Source organism: Neoroseomonas oryzicola, from assembly GCF_012163135.1.
Lineage (GTDB): Bacteria > Pseudomonadota > Alphaproteobacteria > Acetobacterales > Acetobacteraceae > Neoroseomonas > Neoroseomonas oryzicola.
Genome location: NZ_JAAVUP010000001.1, coordinates 764,014 through 781,546, shown reverse-complemented (window position 1 = coordinate 781,546; position 17,533 = coordinate 764,014). Strand labels below are relative to the sequence as shown.

The following is a 17,533-nucleotide window of genomic DNA, read 5'->3' as shown; positions in this document are numbered from 1 at the left end:
TCGGTCAGACGGCGAGGTCGAGCAGGGAGAGGACGGCGCGGCGCGGTTCGGCGGCCGGGGCGGGGATGTCGGCGGTGCGGCGCGGGCCGGGGCGGGCGTCGCGCCGGTCCTGCCAGGCCTGCTGCCCGGCGCCGCCATCGGTGGCGAGGCCGAGCGAGACCGAGCGCCCCTCCGTGGCGACGCCGGCCTGGGACAGGGCGCGGTCGAGCTCCCGCTGGTCGCGTTGCAGCAGCGCGAGCGTCTCGGGCCGTTCGGCGAGGATCTGCACCTGGGAGGTGTCGCCGCTGCGCTCGACGCTGATCTCGACGCGGCCGAGTTCGGCCGGTTCGAGCGTGACGGCGAGCCGCGCCGTGCCGCCCCCGATGGCGACCGAGACAATCACCGGGGCGATCTGGCGGGCGGGTGATGTGGTTGGTGCGGCGGGCCGCGCGGGGGCCGGCTGTGCCATGTCGATGGCGGCCCTGGCGGGCGCGGCGATCGCGGCGTCGGCGACCGGTGCGCTGGCGGGATCGGTCGCGGCGCTTGCGGGCGCGGGGGATGGCGGCGTCGGCCGCTCATGGGCGGCCGGCGGTTCGAGCGCGGGCGGGAGACGCGGCATGGTGGCGGTCGCCTCGGGCTGCGCGGCGGCTGCGGGCGGCGGGCCGTCTTGGGTGGGCGATGCCGGCGCGGGCAGCGTCCGGCGCGGCGCGGCGGGGCGCGCGGCAGCCTCGCCGGGCGTGGGCGGCGGGGCGGCATCGGGAGCGTCGGCCCGCGCGACGGCCTGCCCGGCGCGCACGGGCGGCGCTTGCGGCGGTGCTGCGGCGGCCGCTTCGCCACCCGGCCTGCCATCGCGCCGCACCGGCGGCTGCGCGGCGGAAACGGCGTCCGGCGGCGAGGTGGGCTCGGCTGCCGCTTGCGGCGGCGGCGCCATCGCCTCCGGCATCGGCGGCGGCGTCATCGTCTCTGCCTCCTCCACTCCGGCGGTTGGCGCCGCCTCGCAGGGCGAAGCGCCGTCATCGCGCGTGTCCGGCAATGGCTGACCATCGCCTTCGGCAACGCCGCGCGCCGGGATGGCCGCGGCGTTCGCGGCGGGCGGATCGACGTCGGCGATCGCGGGTGTTTGCACGGCGGCCGGCGGCAGGCCCGGACCAGTGGGCGCCGCGGCCGCCGACAGGCCTGGGGCAGGGGGCATCGTGGCAAGGCCAGCCGGGATGGGCACGACTTCGGCCGCATCGGTCTCCGACGTCGCCGCCGGCGCCTCCCCGCCTGCCAGCGCGGCACGCGCCAGCACCGCCGCGAAGGCGTCTCCCGCACCGGCCGGCGCCTTGCCCGAGGGCGGCAGTGCGGATGCGGCGGCCATCGGGGCAGCGATCACGTCCATGGCGGGCAGGGTCTCCTCTCCGGCCCCTCGCGAGGCCGTGCCGGACCGGCTGCAACCGCCGCGCCACCGTCGTGCCAGCCGGGCGCGGCACGCCCTGCCGGGCCGGGCGGCATCTCCTGCCGGGCGGCGGCAGCCCTCGCCGCGCAGGGTGCCGCGCAGCCCTGGCACGCCCGTTGCGCTGTCCCCGCCGCACCCCTCTCCGGAGACGCCGATGTCCCTCTTCGGTTCCATGACCACGGCCATCAGCGGGCTGACCGCCCAGGCGCGCGCGCTCGGCCATATCTCGGACAATGTCGCGAACAGCCAGACAGCCGGCTTCAAGCGCACCGACACGAACTTCGTGTCCTACCTGACCGACAGCACGCTCAGCGTGCACCGGCCGGGTTCGGTCGTGGCTCGGCCCGACTACACCAACACCATCGCCGGCCCGATCGAGCAGAGCGAGAACCCGCTCTCGCTCGCCATCGCCGGGCAGGGCTTCTTCTCGGTGGCCCTGCCGACCGGATCGACCAACGGCCAGCTCACCTTCGACGAGCGGCAGTTCTTCACCCGCGCCGGCGACTTCCAGCTCGACCGCAACGGCTACCTGGTGAACGGCTCGGGGTACTTCCTGCAGGGCTGGACGGTGGATTCCACCGGCAATCCCGACCGCACCCAGATCAATCCGATCCGCGTCAGCGACCTGGTGTTCAACCCGATCGCGACGAGCAACCTCGAGCTCTCGGCGAACCTGCCGGCCAACGGCACGGTGGCGGTGACGACGCCGCTCAACGTCTATGACAGCCTCGGCACGCTGCAGCCGATGACGCTGACCTGGACGCCGGCCGGGGCGAATACCTGGACGCTCGACATCTCGGCGAGCGGGGCGGGCGGCTCGCTCGGGACCATCGACGTGCAGTTCGGCGCGGCGGCGGCCCCGGCGGTCGCTTCGGGCACGCTCGGCGGCTTCGCCAATGCGACCGGCACGCTGGCGGGCTCTCCCGCCGTGGCGAACGACCCGGCGACCGTCACCTTCACCGCCGATTTCGGCCAGGGGCCGCAGACCGTCACGCTCAACCTCGGCGCCTTCGGCCAGGCGCGCGGCCTCACGCAATACGACGGGGACGAGTTCGCGCTGCGCAACCTCACGCAGGATGGCGTGCCGCTCGGCTCCTATTCCTCGCTCGCGGTGCGGGACAACGGCGATGTCGCGATCAACTACGACAACGGCCAGTCCCGCGTGATCGCGCGCGTGCCCATCACCACCTTCAACGCGCCGGACATGCTCCAGCGCCTCGACGGCCAGGCCTTCATGCGCACGGTCGAGAGCGGGGAGGCGCGGACGACAGATGCCGGGTCGAACGGCGCCGGCAGCCTCTCGGTCAGTTCCGTCGAACGATCCAACGTCGACATCGCCGCCGAGTTCTCGAAGCTGATCGTCGCCCAGCGCGCCTACACGGCGAATACGCGGATCGTCACCGCCTCGGACGAGATGCTGCAGGACACCATCAACATGCGCCGCTGAGCGCGCCGCCTGACGGAGCCCCGACATGAGCCTCGAGGCCGCGCTGATCACCGCGCGTTCCGGCCTGCTCTACACCCAGCGCGCCCTCGCCGCCGCGGCGAACGACGTCGCCAATGCCGAGACCGCCGGCCATACCAAGAAGACCGTTGCCGCCCGCGCGGTGCAGGTGGACGGGCAGGGGATCGGCGTCCGCAGCCTCGCCCCCACCCGCGACGTCGATGAGGCGCTGGTCACCGAGCTCGACAGCCGCCGCGCCGCCGCCGCCGGGGCCGAGGTGCGCGCCCGGCTGCTCGAGATCATCGCCGCCGCCCATGGCGGCACGGAGGCCGGGGACGGCCTCGGCGACCTGACCGCCGCACTGAGCACGGGCTTCGAGGATCTGCGCGCCAACCCATCCGAGGCCGGGCGCCAATCCGCCGTGGTGCTGGAGGCGAGCGCGCTCGCGACCCGGCTGAACGAGATCTCGGCGGCGATCGGCGATGCACGGCAGCAGGCGCAGGACGGCATCGTCACCGAGGTCGGCCGCATCAACGATGCGTTGAAGACCATTGCGACGCTGACGCGGCAGATCCGCGATCAGGTCGCGCTGACCGGCAATGCCGCCGCCCTCGAGGACCAGCGCGACCAGGCCATCGCGACGCTGTCCGAGAGCCTCGAGGTCAAGGCGCTGAAGCGGGAGGATGGCGGGCTCGTCCTCGTTGCGCGCAACGGGCTGGTGCTGCCGCTGGACGAGAAGGCGGACGCCTTCGCCACCGCGGATGCGATCCTCGGCCCCACCGCCTATCACGGGACGGGCGGGACCATCCCGGGCATCATGCTCGGCGGGCAGGACATGACGGCGGCGCTGGCCGGCGGGCGGCTCGCGGAGTTCGTCGCGCTGCGCGACCAGACCCTGCCGCGCTACCAGGCCGAGGCCGACCTCGCCGCCGCGCATCTCGCCGCGCGCTTCGACGCGGTGGGGCTCACGCTCTTCACCGATGCGATCGGCGCCGTGCCGGATACGACGCAGCCCTATGCCGGCAGCGCCATGGTCGGCTTCGCCGGGACCATCCGCGTCAATGCGGCGGTGGCGGGCACGCCGTCCCTGCTGCGGGACGGCACCCACGTCGTGGCGGGCAGCCCGGCCGGACCGACGGCCTTCACGCCGAACCCGACCGGCGGGCCGGCCTCCTTCACCACTCTGCTCGACCGTGTGCTCGACCGGACCTTCGGAGCGGAGGCGCAGGCCGGCGTCGCCTGGGGAGCCGTCCCGACCGGGGGGCTCGGGCCGGACGGGACGCTGTCCTCGCCCTTCGGCGCACCGGCGACGCTCGAGGGCTACACGGGGCTGCTCACCGCCTCGCAGACGGCGGACGCGGCCTCGGCGCGGTCGGCCGTCGCCTCGACCGGCGCGTTGGTCGACGGGCTCGCTGCGCGCTTCCAGCAGCGCTCGGGCGTGGACGTGGATGCGGAGATGTCGGCGATGGTCACGCTGCAGAACGCCTATGCCGCCAATGCCCGGGTGATGAGCACGGTGCAGGCGATGTGGGATTCCCTGCTCGGCGCGGTGCGCTGACCATGGCCGGGGTGGGGCTGATCGGGCGGCTCGATGTCGGGGCCGCCGCGCTGCGCCAGCGGCTCGAGGTGCTGACGCGCCAGGTCTCGGACGGGCGCAAGGGGCCGGGTTATGCGGACATCGCGCCCGAGGCCCGCCGCGCCGTCGACCTGCGCGCCGAGATCGGCCGGCGCGAGGCCTGGCAGGGCACCATCAGCCGTGCCCTGTCGCAGACGAGCGTGACGCAGAAGGCGATCGAGCGCATGGAGGCGATCGCGACGCAGTTCTACCAGGAGGCCATCCGCCTGGACGGCACGAGCACGGAGCGCATCTCGGCCGTCGCCGCCTCGGCCCGCGCGGCCATGGCGGAATTCGCCACCCTGCTGAACGAGAAATACGCCGGCGACTACGTCTTCGGCGGCACCGACACCGCGAACCCGCCCATCCCCGACCCGCAGGCTGTCGCGACCGGTGGCATGGCGAGCGCCATCGCCGCGGCGGTCGCGGGCCTCGGCGGCGGCAATGCGGCGGCGGTCGCCGCGGCGACGCTTTCGGCGGCGAGTTCCGACGCGGCGGGCACGACGCCCTTCTCGGCCTTCCTCTCCGATCCCGCCCAGGGCCTGGGCGAACCGCGCCGCGCCGTGCCGGCGGCCGAGGGCGAGCGCGTGCCCTACGGCATCCCTGCGAACCGCAACGCCGCGGCGTCGAGCGAGGGCGAGACCACCGGATCCTGGTCGCGCGACGTGCTGCGCGGGCTGGCGACGCTCGCGGCCATCGACCCGTCCCAGGCCGCGCTCGGGACCGACTTCACCGACCTGATGGCGACGGTGCGCGACGGGCTGCGCAGCGCGCTCGATGCGATGGGGGAGGAGCGGGGGGCGCTGGGCGCCACCGAGCAGCGGCTGGAGGCGACCGCGGCGCGCCATGCCGATGTGACGGTCGCGCTCAGGACGCAGCTCGCCGGCATCGAGGAGGTCGACATGGCCGCGACGATCAGCCGCCTGCAGGCGACGCAGACGCAGCTCGAAGCCTCCTACCGGGCGATCTCGCTCGTCTCGGGACTGACGCTGACGCGCTTCCTGGCCTGATCGCGGCCGTGGGATTCAGCCTCCCTTAACGCCGTTCGCGGCATTCTCGTCCACGACACCGCAAGACGCGGCGCGCAACCCGGCCCCTGCCTCGGTCAAGACCGCGGGGGCCACCGGATCCAGGGGAAGACCCCGATGTCTCTCAACTCCGTCAACACCAATGTCGGCGCCATGGTGGCGCTGCAGTCCCTCAATCGCACGAATGAGGCGCTGAACGTCACCCAGAAGCGCATCTCGACCGGCCTGCGCGTCAACGACGCGAAGGACGACGGTGCGGCCTTCGCGGTCGCGCAGTCGGTGCGCGCCGACGTCGCGGGCCTGACCGCCGCGAACGAGCAGCTGGGCGGCGTGAAGGGCATCCTCGACACCGCGCTCTCGGGCCTGAACAAGGTCTCCGAGACCATGGTGAAGGTGCGCGAGACGCTGGTGCGCCTTGCCGACGACACGCTGAACACCGACCAGCGCGCGCAGTACGAGGCGCAGTACACGGCGCTGCGCACGCAGATCCAGAACTTCATCACGGACGCCACCTACAACGGCCGTACCCTGCTTTCGACCACCGCGCCGGCCGGCGGCGACATCGCCACGACCCGCAACGAGAGCGGCACCACCTACACGCTGACGGCAGTGGACGGCGCGGGCACGCTGGTGGTCGCGGCGGCGCCGACCGACGCGGCCTCGGCGCAGACCGCCCTTGGTTCGGGCGGCGACTTCGAGACGGTGCAGTCCGCCATCAGCGACGCGCTGAACACCTTCGGCAGCGACAGCCGCTATATCGACAACCAGATGACCTACAACAAGGACAAGGCGGACGCGCTGGAAGCGGGCCTCGGCGCGCTGATCGACGCCGACCTCGCGAAGGAATCGGCGCGGCTGCAGTCGCTGCAGATCCGCCAGCAGCTCGGCACCCAGGCGCTGTCGATCGCGAACCAGGCGCCGCAGACGCTCCTCAGCCTCTTCCGCTGATCTCCCGGTCGCGGCGCCGGCCGGCATGACCGGCGCCGCACCACCCCCACCCCGCCGGGAGGACAGGATGTCCACGCTCGTGCTCGAACTCCGACAGGGCGACCTGATGGTCGTCAACGGCGCGCCGATCCGTTTCCGCAACCGTACGCGGATCGAGCTGACCGCCAAGGCCCGCTTCCTCTTCGGCAAGCAGTTGATGACGCCGGAGGCGGCGAACACGCCGTCCCGCCGCATCTATTTCGCGCTCCAGACCGCCTATATCGGCGACGAGGACGAACGCGAGGCCGGCCTGACCGCCGCGCGCCGCCTGATCGGCGATTTCCAGGCGGCGACCACCTCCACCCTCGCGCGCGACCTGCTCGACCGCGCGCTCGCCGCCGCCGAGGCCGACGAGTGCTACTCCGCGCTGAAGCTCGTCCGCCGCGTCATGCGGCATGAGGATGTGGTGATGGGAGTGCTGCCCGCCGGCGCAACGCGGGAGGAGGACGAAGCGTGACCCTCGCCGACATCGCCCGCGCCTATGGCGCGACGCGCGCCGCACTCGACCCGCGCGAGCAGGAAGCGGATGTGTTCCGCCGCGTCACCGGCGGGCTGCGCGCGGCCTCCGCGCAGGAAGGCGCGGCGCGCACCCGTGCCGTTGCCGACAATCGGCGGCTCTGGCTGGCGGTGGAAACCGCGCTGGCGGATCCCGCGAACCGGCTGCCGCCGCCCGTGCGGGCGGGGCTGATCTCTCTCGGCCGCGCCGTGCAGCGGGAGATGGACGGGACGGACCCCGATCTCTCCTTCCTCATCGAAGTGAACGACCAGGTCGCGGCAGGACTGGCCGGCCGCGGCTGAACGCGCTGGTCAGTCGCGCGGGGGCGGCGCCTCGGGTGCGGGCTCGGCTGCGGGCGTTGGCGCCTGGCGTTCGCGGATGCCAACCGGCACCGGCGCATCCGACACCACGGCGGCGCGATAGGCCGCGATCTGCCGCGGCGTCGGGATGGTGTTCGCGACATCGCCGCCGGCGTCGCGGAATTCGATCACCACCATGCCGAGCGGCGCATCGAGCCGCAGCCGCGGATTGGGCGTGACGGGCGCCACCGCCGGCACCGCCGCATCGGATGCGGCCGCGGCGACCACGGCCCGCGCGGCGCGGGCCGGTTCGGCGACAGGACGGATCGAGGAGGCGAGGTCGGCATTCATGGCGAAGGCTCCTGCTCCAAACTGCGCGACGAACGTGAAGGAAGGATTGATCTCACGGGGCTTTGACCGGCGCGCGCTTCCGGGCGTATCGGGATCGACCGCGTGACCGAAAAGACCTTCACCCCCCGCGCCGAGGACTACATCCGCACAGCGCTGCTCGCGCTGATGGGCGGGGCGCTGCTGCATGTCCTGCACGTGCCGCTCGGCTGGATGATCGGGGCGATGCTCGCCTCCGCCTATCTCGGCTGGCGCGGCGTGGCGGCGGTGCCGGGGCTGTTGCGGCCGGCGGGTCTCATGGTGCTGGGGCTCGGGCTGGGGCAGACCTTCACCGCGCCGGTCATGGCGGCGGTGGCGGCCTCGCTGCCGGCGATCCTGGTCGGCGGCATGGCCTCCATTGCAGCAGGCGTCGCGGTCATCCCGCTGTATCGCCGCATGGCCGGGACGGACCTGCGCACAGCCTATTACGCGGCGATCCCCGGCGGCATCCTGACCATGGCGGTGCTGGCGCAGCGCGCGGGGGCCAATGTCGGGGCGGCGACGCTGTCCCAGACGCTGCGCATGGCAACGGTGGTGCTGACCTTCCCGCCGCTCATCGCGCTCTTTGCCCACGGCGCGCGGGACGAAGCCTTCACTTCCGTCCTGCCCCCGGTCGCCTGGGGTGGGCTGGTGCTGCTGCTCGCGGGGGGCGTCGGGATCGCGGTGCTCGGCGCGAAGGCGGGGCTTGCCAATGCGGCGATGCTCGCGCCCTGTCTGTTCAGCATGGCGCTGTCCGGGTTCGGCTGGCTGCCGTCTTCCATCCCGCGCTGGATGGTCGACCTGGCGCAGGTCGCTATGGGCGCGAGCCTGGGGCTGCGGCTGACGCCGCAGGCGCTGGGCGGCGGGCCGCGGCGGCAGGCGCTGGCGGGGGTGGTCTCGGCGGTCGCCATCTCCCTGCTGCTCGCGATGCTCGGGCTGCTGATCGGCTGGGCGGCGGGGCTGCCGCCGGTCGCGGTGGTCCTCGGCATGGCGCCGGGCGGCATGCCGGAAATGGCTGTGACGGCGAAGGCGCTCGACCTCGCCGTGCCGCTGGTGCTCGGCTTCCACCTGATCCGCACCATCATGTGCAACCTGCTGGTCGGGCCGCTCTGGCGGGCCGGGGTCGCGCTCGGCCTGTGGCGCTGACGCGGCGGCTCTAGGCCCCGCCCGACATCCGCAGCGGATAGGCGGCGAGGCTCCGTTCGACCAGCCGGGGCAGCGTGTCGCGCAGCGCGAGCGCCGCCGCGCTGTCCTGCGTGACGCAGGCGGTCTCGAGCGCCTCCGCCGCCTGGCGCAACGCCGCGGCGCCGAAGGTGCCGGCGGCCGATTTCAGGCCATGCGCCTCCTCCTCGATCGCCGCGAGATCCTCGGTCCCGGCCAGCCGCGCGAGCCGCGCGCGCGTCTCCTCGGCGAAGACGCCGATCAGCCGGGGCAGGCGCCCGGGCCCGACCGCGCTGCGCAACTCGTCCAGCGTCGCGAGGTCGAGCAGGGCCGGGGCCGAATGCGGCTCCTCCATCGGCCCGACCGCGCGCGGCCGGCGCGGGCGGGCGTCCAGCGCCTCCTCGACCGCGCCGAGCAGCGTCGCGCGGTCGGTGGGCTTGGCGAGGTGCCCGTCCATCCCGGCGCCGATGCACCGATCGCGGTCCCCCGCCATCGCCGAGGCGGTCATGGCGATGATCGGAACCCGGCCCGCCGCGCCGGGCAGGGCGCGGATCGCCGCCGTCGCGGCGAAGCCGTCCATGCGCGGCATCCGCACATCCATCAGCACCAGGTCGTAGGCGGCGGTGCGCGCCATGCCGAGCGCCTCCTCCCCATCCCGCGCCAGGTCCACCGCATAGCCGGCCTTGCGCAGGATCGCCGCGGCGACGAGCTGGTTCGCCTCGCCATCCTCGGCGAGGAGGATGCGCCCGCGCGCCGCCGTCGCCGCCCCGCGCGCCGCCGCGACCGGCCGCGGCAGCAGCGTCGAGGGCGGCCGGCCGGATTCCGCGACGGCCGGCAGCCCGATCTCGAAGGCGAAGACCGAGCCCTTGCCGGGCGTCGAGGTCAGCGTGATCCGCCCGCCCATCAGCCCCACCAATTGCCGGCAGATCATCAGCCCCAGCCCCGATCCGCCGAAGCGCCGTGCGGTGTCCGTGGCCCCCTGGGTGAAGCGCCGGAACAGCCGGCGCTGCACCTCGGGCGGGATGCCGATGCCGGTGTCGGCGACGACGAAGCGCACGCGCCCTTCGGCATCCGCGCGTTCCACCCGCAGCCCGACGCCGCCCGAGGGCGTGAACTTCACCGCATTGTCCGCGAGATTCAGCAGCACCTGGCGCAGCCGCTGCGGATCGCCCACCAGCCGCGCGGGCAGCAGCGGATCGATGCTCGCCGACAGGCGGATGCCCTTCTCCGCCGCGGCGGGGCCGAGCAGGTCGAGCACCTCGGTCACCGGTCGGGCGAGGTCGAAGGGGATCGCCTCGAGCGCCAGGCGCCCGGCCTCGATGCGCGACAGGTCGAGCATCTCGTTGACCGTGTGCAGCAACGTCTCCCCGCAGCGGCGCGCGGTCTCGGCATAGGCGCGCTGCTCGGCGTCGAGCGTGGTGTCGAGCAGCAGGGAGACGGTGCCCATCACCCCGTTCATCGGGGTGCGGATCTCGTGCGACATGAAGGCGAGGAAATCGCTCTTCTCCGCGCTGGCCTTCTCGGCCGCGCGGCGGGCGCGCTGCGTCGCCTGGGCCAGGCGCACCCGCGCCGTCACGTCGTGCTGGATGCCGAAGAAGTAGTCGAGCCGTCCGTCGGCCGCGAAGACCGGGGAGATGTGCAACTCGTTGACGAAGCGCGTGCCGTCGCGGCGGTAGTTCACGATCTCGACGTCGACGGGCCGGCGCTCGGCCATGGCGCGGCGGATCGCGTGCACCGATGCCGGGTCGGTCGCCGGGCCCTGCAGGAAGCGGCAGTTGCGCCCGATCACCTCGGCCGGTCCGTAGCCCGTGATGCGGTGGAAGGCCGGGTTGGCGTAGACGATCGGGCAGTCCGGCCGGTTCGGGTCGGACACCACGATGCCGGTCGGCGCGGCCGCGACGGCGGCCGCGAGCGCGTCGCGGAACGGCGCGGGGGCGGGCGCCTCGGCGCTATTCGTCGTAGGCGACGAGGGCTTCGAACGGGACATCGAGCCGGTTCCTTCCGCCAAGGAAGGTGAGCTCGATGAGCGCGGCCGCACACGGCACCTCGGCCCCCGACTGGCGCAGCAGGTTGATGCCTGCCGCCATGGTCCCGCCCGTCGCGAGCAGGTCGTCGAGGAGCACGACCCTCTGGCCCTTCTGCACGGCGTCCGCCTGCATCTCGATACGGTCGGTGCCGTATTCCAGCGCGTAGTTCAGCCCGATGGTCAGCCCCGGCAGCTTGCGCGGCTTGCGCAGCATGATGAAGCCGAGGCCAAGTTCGAGCGCGAGCGGCGCCGCGACGAGGAAGCCGCGGCTCTCGATGCCGGCGAGAAGATCCGGCTTGTGCGGGCGGATCTTGTCCGCCAGCCGCGCCATGGCTTCGCGCCAGGCCGGGCCGTGCCGGAGCAGCGTCGAGATGTCGTAGAAGAGGATGCCGGGCTTGGGGAAATCCGGGATGCCCCGGATATGGGCCTTGAGGTCGATGGTGTCGGTGGTCACGTTCGTCGCTGCCGGTCTTCTTTGATGAGGATGCGTCCGCGTCGTCCCGGGAGGGCCGCGCGGTGGGCCGGCAGTTGGCTAGCCTTCCTGCGCCGAGATTAGAAGATTGACATCGCGTCTGTCCATGTTCGTTGACAGTCTTGGCGCGGGCCGCGGGACGGGGCAGATGGGGGGCATGTCGCGCTCCTCGATCGCCGTCCTCGCCGGGCTTGCCGGCTTCCTCGCCTATGTCGCGCTGGTGCTGCTGCTGTCCGACCTGGTGCACGAGCTGCACTGGACCTTGGAACTCGTCTTCTACGCGGTGGCGGGCGTGGCGTGGGTGTGGCCGGCGAAGCGGCTGATCGTCTGGGCCATGCGCTGAGCGCTCAAGCACGACCGCGCATTCCCGCCATGTCGGGAATGTCGGCTTCGTCAGGACGTTAACGTCCCGTTTACGTCCATCCCGTCAGGTGATGCCTCGTCCCATCGGGAGAGATCATCATGACGGGAAAAGTTAAAGAAATGGTTTCGGCGCTGCTCGCCGCCGTCGCCATCCTCGCCACCGCGCCCGCGGCGCGCGCGGAGGAAAGCCGCTTCTCCGGCTTCCACCTGGGCGCCTTCGCCGGCGTCGCGCTGATCGATTCCACCGTCGAGTTCCCCGCGACCTCGACGCATCCCGCAGCGAAGTTCGTCGACCAGGGCGGCGACGGGCCGATCTTCGGCATCCGCGGCGGCTGGGGCGCGATGATCGGCGATCAGACCTATGCCGGCGTCGAGGGCGAGTTCATGGTTCCCTACAACGTCACCAGCCGACTGATGGCGCTCGGCGTCGAGTACCGCGCGCGGCTGAGGAACGAGTTCGGCCTCTATGGCCGCATCGGCATCATGCCGGACCGCGCGAGCCTGCTCTACCTCCGCGCCGGCCTGACCATCCCGCGCCAGAACTTCGAGGTTGTGCAGGGCGGCAACGCCCCCGGCGCGGATTGGAGCCTGGTGCCCGCGATCGGCCTCGGCGCCGAGGGCTTCGTCTCCCGCAACCTCGCGCTCAGGCTGGATGCGACCTATTCGGTGCCGACCGGGACGAACAAGATGGAATCCTGGCGCGTCACCGCGGGCGTGGTCTGGCATTTCTCGACCGGCGGGCGTTAGGCGGAGCCGTCCACCAGCCGATAGCCCGCGTTGCGGACGGTGCGGATCGGGCCGAAGTCGCGATCGATGCCGAGCTTCCGCCGCAGGCCGAGCACCAGGTTGTCGACGCTGCGATCCTCGTAGGACCAGGCGCGCTCCAGCACCTCCTGCGAGATCCTCTCCCGCGTCACCGTCCGCCCGCGCGCCATGGCGAGCAAAGCGAGGGTCGCTGCCTCGGCTCGCGTCAGCGGCACGCGCGTTCCGTCGGCGCGCCGCGCGGCACGCTCCGCGAGGTCGAGAACGAGGCCGGCGCCGATCGGGGCCTGGTCCGTCGTGCCGGGCGGCGACGGTGGGCGCGCCGCGGCGCCGACGCGACGCAGCGCCCCGCGCAGCCGCGCGACAATCAGGCGCGCCGGCGTCCGCGCCGTCGCGACGACATCCGCGCCGAGTTCGAGTGCGACGATCTCCTCGAGCGGTTCCGGCCGCGCGCCGGTCAGGCCGATCACCAGCGCCGGATGCCGCGTGCGCAGGCTGCGCAGCCGGTCGGGCAGGGCGGTGCCGAGCAGCGGGGCGGGAAGCAGCAGCGCATCGGGCGGCGCCGAGCCGGTCAGTGCCGATTCGTCGAATCCTGCCTGCGGCCGCACCGCGAATCCGGCGGCGGCGAGCGAGCGCGACAGCGCCGCCTGGTCCGGCCCGCCGGCCAGGAGCACCCCCGGTCGCATCGCATGGACGTCGCTCGCGGTCATCCGCGGCGATCATCGCGCGGCGGCGCTCAAGACGCGGTTAACCGGCGCCTCGAGGAACGCGACAATTTGTCGAAGAAAGGGAATTCCGCGGCGCGACCGGAACTGGTCGGAGTGAGAGGATTCGAACCTCCGGCCCCTGCGTCCCGAACACAGTGCTCTACCAGGCTGAGCTACACTCCGTCGCCGTGTCGGCGCCGCGGAGGCGGCCATATAGCGGCAGACCCAGGGGGCCGCAAGCCGGGGTGCGAATGAGACTTTGTCACCCGCCATTGCAGAATTGCAATGTCAGGGTCACCTTCCGCCTGCGTCGAACGACGCGGGAACGCAGCGGGGGATATTGCATGCGGACAGGAATGTGGCTGGCCGGGATCGGAATCCTGGGGCTCGGCATGGGCAGCGCGGCGGCGCAGCAGGATCTCAGCGCGGAACGCCGCGCGCTGATGCGCCAGCAGATCCAGGCGATGCGCGCCATCGCGCCGGTCGTGCAGGGCAATGGCGAGGTGCGTTCGGCACTGCAGCCCGCCGAGGCGGTGCTGGCGACCGCGCAGCGCAAGCTGGCGCTTTTCCCGCCCGGCAGCGATCGCGACGACGATCGCGCGCGCCCCGAGATCTGGACCGATCGCGCCGCCTTCGATGCCTACGGCGCCTCGCTCATTCAGGGTGCAAACGCGATGATCGCCGCAGCGAATGCAGGCGACCGCGCGGCGTTGACCGCGGCCTTCCAGGCCACGTCCAACACCTGCAACGCCTGCCACGACCGCTTCCGGCTGCCGCAGCGGCAGTGACGGCGCGGCGTCAGAACAGCGACAGCCGCCACAGGTAGACGCCGAGCGCCATCGATGCGGCGAGGAGCAGGGCGCCCAGCACCCGGTTCCCGCCGCGCGGTGGCGTCGTGCCGGCCGGCATCGCGGTCCGGCCGGTGATCATGGCGCGGACCAGGCGCCTCCCGAACGCGACTCGGTAGACCGCGATGGCCGCCACATGCAGGCCGATCGCGATCAGCAGCAGGTCGAACAGGCGCTGGTGCCAGGCGCTCGCCACCTGGCTTGCGTCGTAGCCGATCCAGTCGGCGAAGGCGCCGCGATGGAGTTCCGCATCGTCCGAGAACAGTCCGGTCGAGCCCTGCACCAGCAGCAGGCCGAGCAGTGCCATCACCATCCAGCCTCCGGCAGGGTTGTGGCCGGGATGCGGCTCGGCCTCCGCACCCCGGCGCAGCGAGGCGAAATGCCGCATCGCCGCGCGTGGGCCGGCGAGGAACTGCGAAAATCGCGCCGTCTCCGATCCGACGAAGCCCCAGGCCAGCCGGAACAGCACCAGGCCGAGCAGCAACCCGCCGGAGAGCATGTGCCACTCGATCCAACGCAGTTTCGCGGTCACATAGGATGCGATCAGGAGCAGCACGGTCGACCAGTGGAACAGCCGCACCCAGCCATCCCAGACCTTCACCGTCACCGTGCCGTCCGCCATGCGTCGCCTCCGCGCCCGCGGGCAGCGTGCCAGGGGTGCGGCGAGGCGCGAAGGCGCCGGGGAGGGCGTCATGACGGGATTTGATCTCCTGCCACCGATGCTGCGCGGCATGGTGGCGGCGGCGGTGGTCGCCTTCGCGGTCGCCGGCATCGCAAGGCTGGCGAAGCGGGAACGACTTGCCGCCGCGGCGGCCGGGATCGGACTGACGGCGGGGTTCGTGGCGGTCCTCGGCATCATCAACGCCACGCCGCGGCAATTGGCCGAGCGGCTGCCGCTGCTCGCCGCCATCGGCCTGGCGGCGGGCGGGCTGGCCAGCCTGCGCCATCGTGCCGCCCGGCTCGCCGGCGTCGCACTGGGCCTGCTGGGCGGTGCCTGGTGGATGGCCGGCGCGCCGCTGCACCCGGCGACCCTGCTGCAGGCCGCGTCCGTCGCGCTGGCGCTGCTGGCGGGCATGGGCCTTGCCTGGTGGCGCGGGACGGCGATGGGGCCCATGGGCTGGGCCTGGGCGGCACTGGCCGCGGGGCTGATGGCCGCCGCGGCGCGCGGCCCGCAGGCGGCATTCGCGCTGGCGGGGCTGGGGGCCGTGCTGGGGGCGGCAGTGGTGCGGGCAGGGCTTGGCTCGGCCGCGCGGCTGCCGCTGGCCGTGTGCCTGGCCGGGGTGGCGGCGGTGCCAATGGTCGCGAGGGCAGCGCCGGCCGATATCGCTGCGGCAGCGGCACCCGCGCTGGCCTTGCTTGCGGGGCCGCTGGTGGGCGGGCGCTTGCCGCGACGGGTGGCCTGGCTGGGTGCCGCGATCGCGGCGCTGCCCGCGATCGGGCTGGCCTGGCTGCTGCGCTAGGCGGCGGGCGGGGTCCAGGCCGCGCCTTCGGCCTCGAGCCCGTCGAGATAGGGATCGAGCGCGAGCACGAAGCGCACCAGCGCCGCGACCAGCGCCGTCGCATTGGCCGGGGCGCGCAGCGGGGCGGAGGTCTCGACGCGGATGCGGTGGTCCGGCGTCAGCCGCGCCCGCCAGCCGGCCGGCAGCCGCCCGGGCAGCCGGGCCGCGGCATCGAAGGCGCGCCGACGGTCCGCGCCCGGATCGGCCGTCGAGGGTATGCGCGCCGCATCCGCCGCGATCCGCATCCCATCCGGCGCGAGGCGTGCCGTGCAGCGCCGCCCACGCCAGGCGAAGTCCAGCGCGGGCGCCGCATCCGGCGCGCGCGGCAGCAGCGCGCCGTCCGGCGTGACAGAAAAGGGCCCGAGGGCAATGGTGTCCATGGCGGCCCGAACTTGCCGCGGAAGGGTGAAGACACCATAACCGCGCCCATCATGGCCCTCGGACACAGCCTTCGCCTCGTGCTCGCCCCGCCGCATCCGGCCGGGCGGCCCTTCCTGATCGGCGGGGCCGTCGCGGCGCTGCTCGGCCTCGTGCTGCTCGGCCACTGGCTGTTCTGGCTCGGCGTGCTCTTCGTCGGCTTCTGCCTGTACTTCTTCCGCGACCCGGAACGCTTCCCGCCGCCACGACCGGGCCTCGTGATCGCGCCGGCCGACGGCAAGGTGGTCAGCATCGTGCAGGTGCCCGCCCCCGAGGAACTCGGCCTCGGCGACGCGCCGCGCTGGCGCGTGGCGATCTTCCTCTCGGTGCTCGACGTCCATGTGAACCGCATGCCGGCGGACGGCACGGTGATGCGCGTCTCCTACCGTCACGGGCAGTTCCTCAGCGCCAACCTCGACAAGGCGAGCACCGAGAACGAGCGCAACGCCATCGCCCTGGCGCTGCCGGACGGGCGCGACCTCGCGGTGGTGCAGATCGCGGGCCTGGTCGCGCGGCGCATCCTGTCCGACGCCAAGGTCGGGGATGTCGTGCATGCCGGCGATCGCTTCGGTATCATCCGCTTCGGCAGCCGCACCGACGTCTACCTGCCGCCCGGAGTGCAGCCCTTGGTGAGCCTCGGCCAGACCATGATCGGCGGCGAGACCGTCCTCGCCGACCTCGGCGCCACATGAGCGGCAACGGCGCCGACGGACGCGTGCGGCGGCTGCGCGGCCGCTTCCGCCCGCGCACCCGCCCGCGCTTCGAGGGACAATCCTTCAACCGGCTGATCCCGAACATCATGACGATGCTCGGGCTGTGCTGCGGCCTGGTCTCGATCCGCTTCGCCTATGAGGGCCGCTTCGAGCAGGCGGCGGTGCTGATCCTCGTCGCCGGGGTGATCGACGGGCTGGACGGGCGGCTCGCGCGGCTGCTCAAGGCCACGTCCCGCTTCGGGGCCGAGTTCGACAGCCTGTCGGATTTCCTCTGCTTCGGCGTGGCGCCGGCCTTCATCCTGTTCTTCTGGTCGATGCAGGACTACCGCGCGCTGGGCTTCGCGCCCTGCCTGATCTTCGCGGTGTGCATGTCGCTGCGGCTCGCGCGGTTCAACGCCGCGCTCGATGTCGGGCCGACGGTCAAGCCGGCCTACACCTACAATTTCTTCACCGGCGTGCCGGCGCCGGCCGGGGCGGGCTGCGTTCTGTTCCCGCTGTTCCTGGGCCTGTGGTTCCAACAGGCGGGCTGGGAGATCCTGGCCTCCGCGGCGCGGCACCCGGTCTTCGTCGGGCTGGTGCTGGTGACGGTCGCGACGCTGTGCATCAGCACCCTGCCGACCTGGTCCTTCAAGAACTTCAAGGTGCCGAGCAGCTTCGTGCTGCCGCTGCTGCTCGGGTCCGGCCTTTTCGTCGCGCTGCTGCTGGCCGAGCCCTGGGCGGCGCTCGCCATGGCCGGGATCATCTACCTCGGCATGCTGCCCTTCTCGGTGCGGTCCTACCTGCGCCTGAAGCGGGAGGCCGAGAGCCTGCTCGAACCCGTCGTCGTCGCCGAGGGGCCGCGCTCCGGCGCAGCGTGACGCTGCTCACACTGTCGTGAGAATGACGCTTGGCGTGCGCCGCGTGCCGGCGCATC

20 protein-coding genes and 1 tRNA gene are annotated in these 17,533 nt (G+C 73.0%); 13 read left to right on the top strand and 8 right to left on the bottom strand.

The window, feature by feature from the left end; translation table 11 throughout:
* Positions 1-4: 4 nt before the first annotated feature.
* Positions 5-1,360, bottom strand: coding sequence for a flagellar hook-length control protein FliK (locus GWK15_RS03865; RefSeq protein WP_168039217.1), 1,356 nt, complete (start codon positions 1,358-1,360; stop codon positions 5-7).
* On the opposite strand from GWK15_RS03865, the gene flgE reads away from it, so the two are divergent.
* From flgE to GWK15_RS03835, 6 genes are all read left to right on the top strand, one after another.
* Positions 1,359-2,864: a flagellar hook protein FlgE gene (gene flgE / locus GWK15_RS03860; protein WP_338147184.1), complete on the top strand. Its 1,506-nt coding sequence runs from the start codon at positions 1,359-1,361 to the stop codon at positions 2,862-2,864. The two genes, GWK15_RS03865 and flgE, sit on opposite strands and share 2 nt — an antisense overlap.
* Positions 2,865-2,889: 25 nt before the next feature.
* The gene (locus tag GWK15_RS03855; protein WP_168039213.1) at positions 2,890-4,419 is read left to right on the top strand and encodes a flagellar hook-associated protein FlgK; all 1,530 of its coding nucleotides are present in this window, start codon (positions 2,890-2,892) and stop codon (positions 4,417-4,419) included.
* Positions 4,389-5,486, top strand: coding sequence for a flagellin (locus GWK15_RS26505; protein ID WP_168039211.1), 1,098 nt, complete (start codon positions 4,389-4,391; stop codon positions 5,484-5,486). The genes GWK15_RS03855 and GWK15_RS26505 overlap by 31 nt, the downstream gene beginning before the upstream one ends.
* Before the next feature lie 135 nt (positions 5,487-5,621).
* Entirely contained in the window at positions 5,622-6,452 is an 831-nt protein-coding gene (locus GWK15_RS03845; RefSeq protein ID WP_168039209.1) for a flagellin, read from the top strand.
* A gap of 67 nt (positions 6,453-6,519) precedes the next feature.
* Positions 6,520-6,948 carry a flagellar biosynthesis repressor FlbT gene (locus GWK15_RS03840; protein WP_168039207.1) on the top strand — a complete coding sequence of 143 codons (429 nt, stop codon included), beginning with the start codon at positions 6,520-6,522 and terminating at the stop codon, positions 6,946-6,948.
* Positions 6,945-7,289 (top strand): flagellar biosynthesis regulator FlaF, encoded by a 345-nt coding sequence (locus GWK15_RS03835; protein WP_168039205.1) that lies wholly within the window; start codon positions 6,945-6,947, stop codon positions 7,287-7,289. The genes GWK15_RS03840 and GWK15_RS03835 overlap by 4 nt, the downstream gene beginning before the upstream one ends.
* Positions 7,290-7,298: 9 nt before the next feature.
* Here the strand turns inward: GWK15_RS03835 and GWK15_RS03830 are convergent, their stop codons facing one another.
* Entirely contained in the window at positions 7,299-7,637 is a 339-nt protein-coding gene (locus GWK15_RS03830; RefSeq protein WP_168039203.1) for a hypothetical protein, read from the bottom strand.
* Positions 7,638-7,739: 102 nt separating this feature from the next.
* Here GWK15_RS03830 and GWK15_RS03825 point away from each other — a divergent pair, with 102 nt between their 5' ends.
* Positions 7,740-8,798 carry an AbrB family transcriptional regulator gene (locus tag GWK15_RS03825; RefSeq protein ID WP_168039201.1) on the top strand — a complete coding sequence of 353 codons (1,059 nt, stop codon included), beginning with the start codon at positions 7,740-7,742 and terminating at the stop codon, positions 8,796-8,798.
* 10 nt (positions 8,799-8,808) lie between these two features.
* On the opposite strand, the gene GWK15_RS03820 is transcribed toward GWK15_RS03825, so the two are convergent.
* Together GWK15_RS03820 and GWK15_RS03815 are read right to left on the bottom strand one after the other, a co-directional pair.
* On the bottom strand, positions 8,809-10,800 hold the full coding sequence (locus tag GWK15_RS03820) for an ATP-binding protein (RefSeq protein ID WP_168039199.1): 1,992 nt from the start codon (positions 10,798-10,800) through the stop codon (positions 8,809-8,811).
* Entirely contained in the window at positions 10,763-11,278 is a 516-nt protein-coding gene (locus GWK15_RS03815; protein WP_168040252.1) for an adenine phosphoribosyltransferase, read from the bottom strand. Before GWK15_RS03815 ends, GWK15_RS03820 begins: the two co-directional genes overlap by 38 nt.
* A gap of 139 nt (positions 11,279-11,417) precedes the next feature.
* Here GWK15_RS03815 and GWK15_RS03810 point away from each other — a divergent pair, with 139 nt between their 5' ends.
* Together GWK15_RS03810 and GWK15_RS03805 are read left to right on the top strand one after the other, a co-directional pair.
* Positions 11,418-11,654 carry a DUF2842 domain-containing protein gene (locus tag GWK15_RS03810; protein ID WP_168039197.1) on the top strand — a complete coding sequence of 79 codons (237 nt, stop codon included), beginning with the start codon at positions 11,418-11,420 and terminating at the stop codon, positions 11,652-11,654.
* Between the two features lie 140 nt (positions 11,655-11,794).
* Positions 11,795-12,421, top strand: coding sequence for an outer membrane beta-barrel protein (locus GWK15_RS03805; RefSeq protein ID WP_168039195.1), 627 nt, complete (start codon positions 11,795-11,797; stop codon positions 12,419-12,421).
* Here the strand turns inward: GWK15_RS03805 and GWK15_RS03800 are convergent.
* Together GWK15_RS03800 and GWK15_RS03795 are read right to left on the bottom strand one after the other, a co-directional pair.
* Entirely contained in the window at positions 12,418-13,146 is a 729-nt protein-coding gene (locus GWK15_RS03800; RefSeq protein WP_168039193.1) for a winged helix-turn-helix domain-containing protein, read from the bottom strand. The two genes, GWK15_RS03805 and GWK15_RS03800, sit on opposite strands and share 4 nt — an antisense overlap.
* A gap of 103 nt (positions 13,147-13,249) precedes the next feature.
* Positions 13,250-13,326 (bottom strand) — tRNA-Pro (locus tag GWK15_RS03795).
* Between the two features lie 161 nt (positions 13,327-13,487).
* Here GWK15_RS03795 and GWK15_RS03790 point away from each other — a divergent pair.
* Positions 13,488-13,931 (top strand): c-type cytochrome, encoded by a 444-nt coding sequence (locus tag GWK15_RS03790; protein WP_168039191.1) that lies wholly within the window; start codon positions 13,488-13,490, stop codon positions 13,929-13,931.
* A 10-nt stretch (positions 13,932-13,941) separates the two neighbouring features.
* On the opposite strand, the gene GWK15_RS03785 is transcribed toward GWK15_RS03790, so the two are convergent.
* Entirely contained in the window at positions 13,942-14,613 is a 672-nt protein-coding gene (locus GWK15_RS03785) for a cytochrome b/b6 domain-containing protein (protein ID WP_168039189.1), read from the bottom strand.
* Between the two features lie 70 nt (positions 14,614-14,683).
* Here GWK15_RS03785 and GWK15_RS03780 point away from each other — a divergent pair, with 70 nt between their 5' ends.
* The gene (locus GWK15_RS03780; protein ID WP_168039187.1) at positions 14,684-15,451 is read left to right on the top strand and encodes a hypothetical protein; all 768 of its coding nucleotides are present in this window, start codon (positions 14,684-14,686) and stop codon (positions 15,449-15,451) included.
* On the opposite strand, the gene GWK15_RS03775 is transcribed toward GWK15_RS03780, so the two are convergent.
* The gene (locus GWK15_RS03775; protein WP_168039185.1) at positions 15,448-15,870 is read right to left on the bottom strand and encodes a hypothetical protein; all 423 of its coding nucleotides are present in this window, start codon (positions 15,868-15,870) and stop codon (positions 15,448-15,450) included. The two genes, GWK15_RS03780 and GWK15_RS03775, sit on opposite strands and share 4 nt — an antisense overlap.
* A gap of 51 nt (positions 15,871-15,921) precedes the next feature.
* Here GWK15_RS03775 and GWK15_RS03770 point away from each other — a divergent pair, with 51 nt between their 5' ends.
* Together GWK15_RS03770 and GWK15_RS03765 are read left to right on the top strand one after the other, a co-directional pair.
* Positions 15,922-16,599 carry a phosphatidylserine decarboxylase gene (locus GWK15_RS03770; protein ID WP_168039183.1) on the top strand — a complete coding sequence of 226 codons (678 nt, stop codon included), beginning with the start codon at positions 15,922-15,924 and terminating at the stop codon, positions 16,597-16,599.
* Positions 16,596-17,477, top strand: coding sequence for a CDP-alcohol phosphatidyltransferase family protein (locus tag GWK15_RS03765; RefSeq protein ID WP_168039181.1), 882 nt, complete (start codon positions 16,596-16,598; stop codon positions 17,475-17,477). The genes GWK15_RS03770 and GWK15_RS03765 overlap by 4 nt, the downstream gene beginning before the upstream one ends.
* Positions 17,478-17,533: the final 56 nt, after the last annotated feature.

Coding starts and splice junctions, on each gene's coding strand:
- flgE (WP_338147184.1), top strand. CDS start 1,359: ATGGCGGGCAGGGTCTCCTCTCCGGCCCCTCGCGAGGCCGTGCCGGAC.
- GWK15_RS03865 (WP_168039217.1), bottom strand. CDS start 1,360: ATGGACGTGATCGCTGCCCCGATGGCCGCCGCATCCGCACTGCCGCCC.
- GWK15_RS03855 (WP_168039213.1), top strand. CDS start 2,890: ATGAGCCTCGAGGCCGCGCTGATCACCGCGCGTTCCGGCCTGCTCTAC.
- GWK15_RS03845 (WP_168039209.1), top strand. CDS start 5,622: ATGTCTCTCAACTCCGTCAACACCAATGTCGGCGCCATGGTGGCGCTG.
- GWK15_RS03840 (WP_168039207.1), top strand. CDS start 6,520: ATGTCCACGCTCGTGCTCGAACTCCGACAGGGCGACCTGATGGTCGTC.
- GWK15_RS03830 (WP_168039203.1), bottom strand. CDS start 7,637: ATGAATGCCGACCTCGCCTCCTCGATCCGTCCTGTCGCCGAACCGGCC.
- GWK15_RS03820 (WP_168039199.1), bottom strand. CDS start 10,800: ATGTCCCGTTCGAAGCCCTCGTCGCCTACGACGAATAGCGCCGAGGCG.
- GWK15_RS03810 (WP_168039197.1), top strand. CDS start 11,418: ATGTTCGTTGACAGTCTTGGCGCGGGCCGCGGGACGGGGCAGATGGGG.
- GWK15_RS03805 (WP_168039195.1), top strand. CDS start 11,795: ATGGTTTCGGCGCTGCTCGCCGCCGTCGCCATCCTCGCCACCGCGCCC.
- GWK15_RS03800 (WP_168039193.1), bottom strand. CDS start 13,146: ATGACCGCGAGCGACGTCCATGCGATGCGACCGGGGGTGCTCCTGGCC.
- GWK15_RS03790 (WP_168039191.1), top strand. CDS start 13,488: ATGCGGACAGGAATGTGGCTGGCCGGGATCGGAATCCTGGGGCTCGGC.
- GWK15_RS03785 (WP_168039189.1), bottom strand. CDS start 14,613: ATGGCGGACGGCACGGTGACGGTGAAGGTCTGGGATGGCTGGGTGCGG.
- GWK15_RS03780 (WP_168039187.1), top strand. CDS start 14,684: ATGACGGGATTTGATCTCCTGCCACCGATGCTGCGCGGCATGGTGGCG.
- GWK15_RS03775 (WP_168039185.1), bottom strand. CDS start 15,870: ATGGACACCATTGCCCTCGGGCCCTTTTCTGTCACGCCGGACGGCGCG.
- GWK15_RS03770 (WP_168039183.1), top strand. CDS start 15,922: ATGGCCCTCGGACACAGCCTTCGCCTCGTGCTCGCCCCGCCGCATCCG.
- GWK15_RS03765 (WP_168039181.1), top strand. CDS start 16,596: ATGAGCGGCAACGGCGCCGACGGACGCGTGCGGCGGCTGCGCGGCCGC.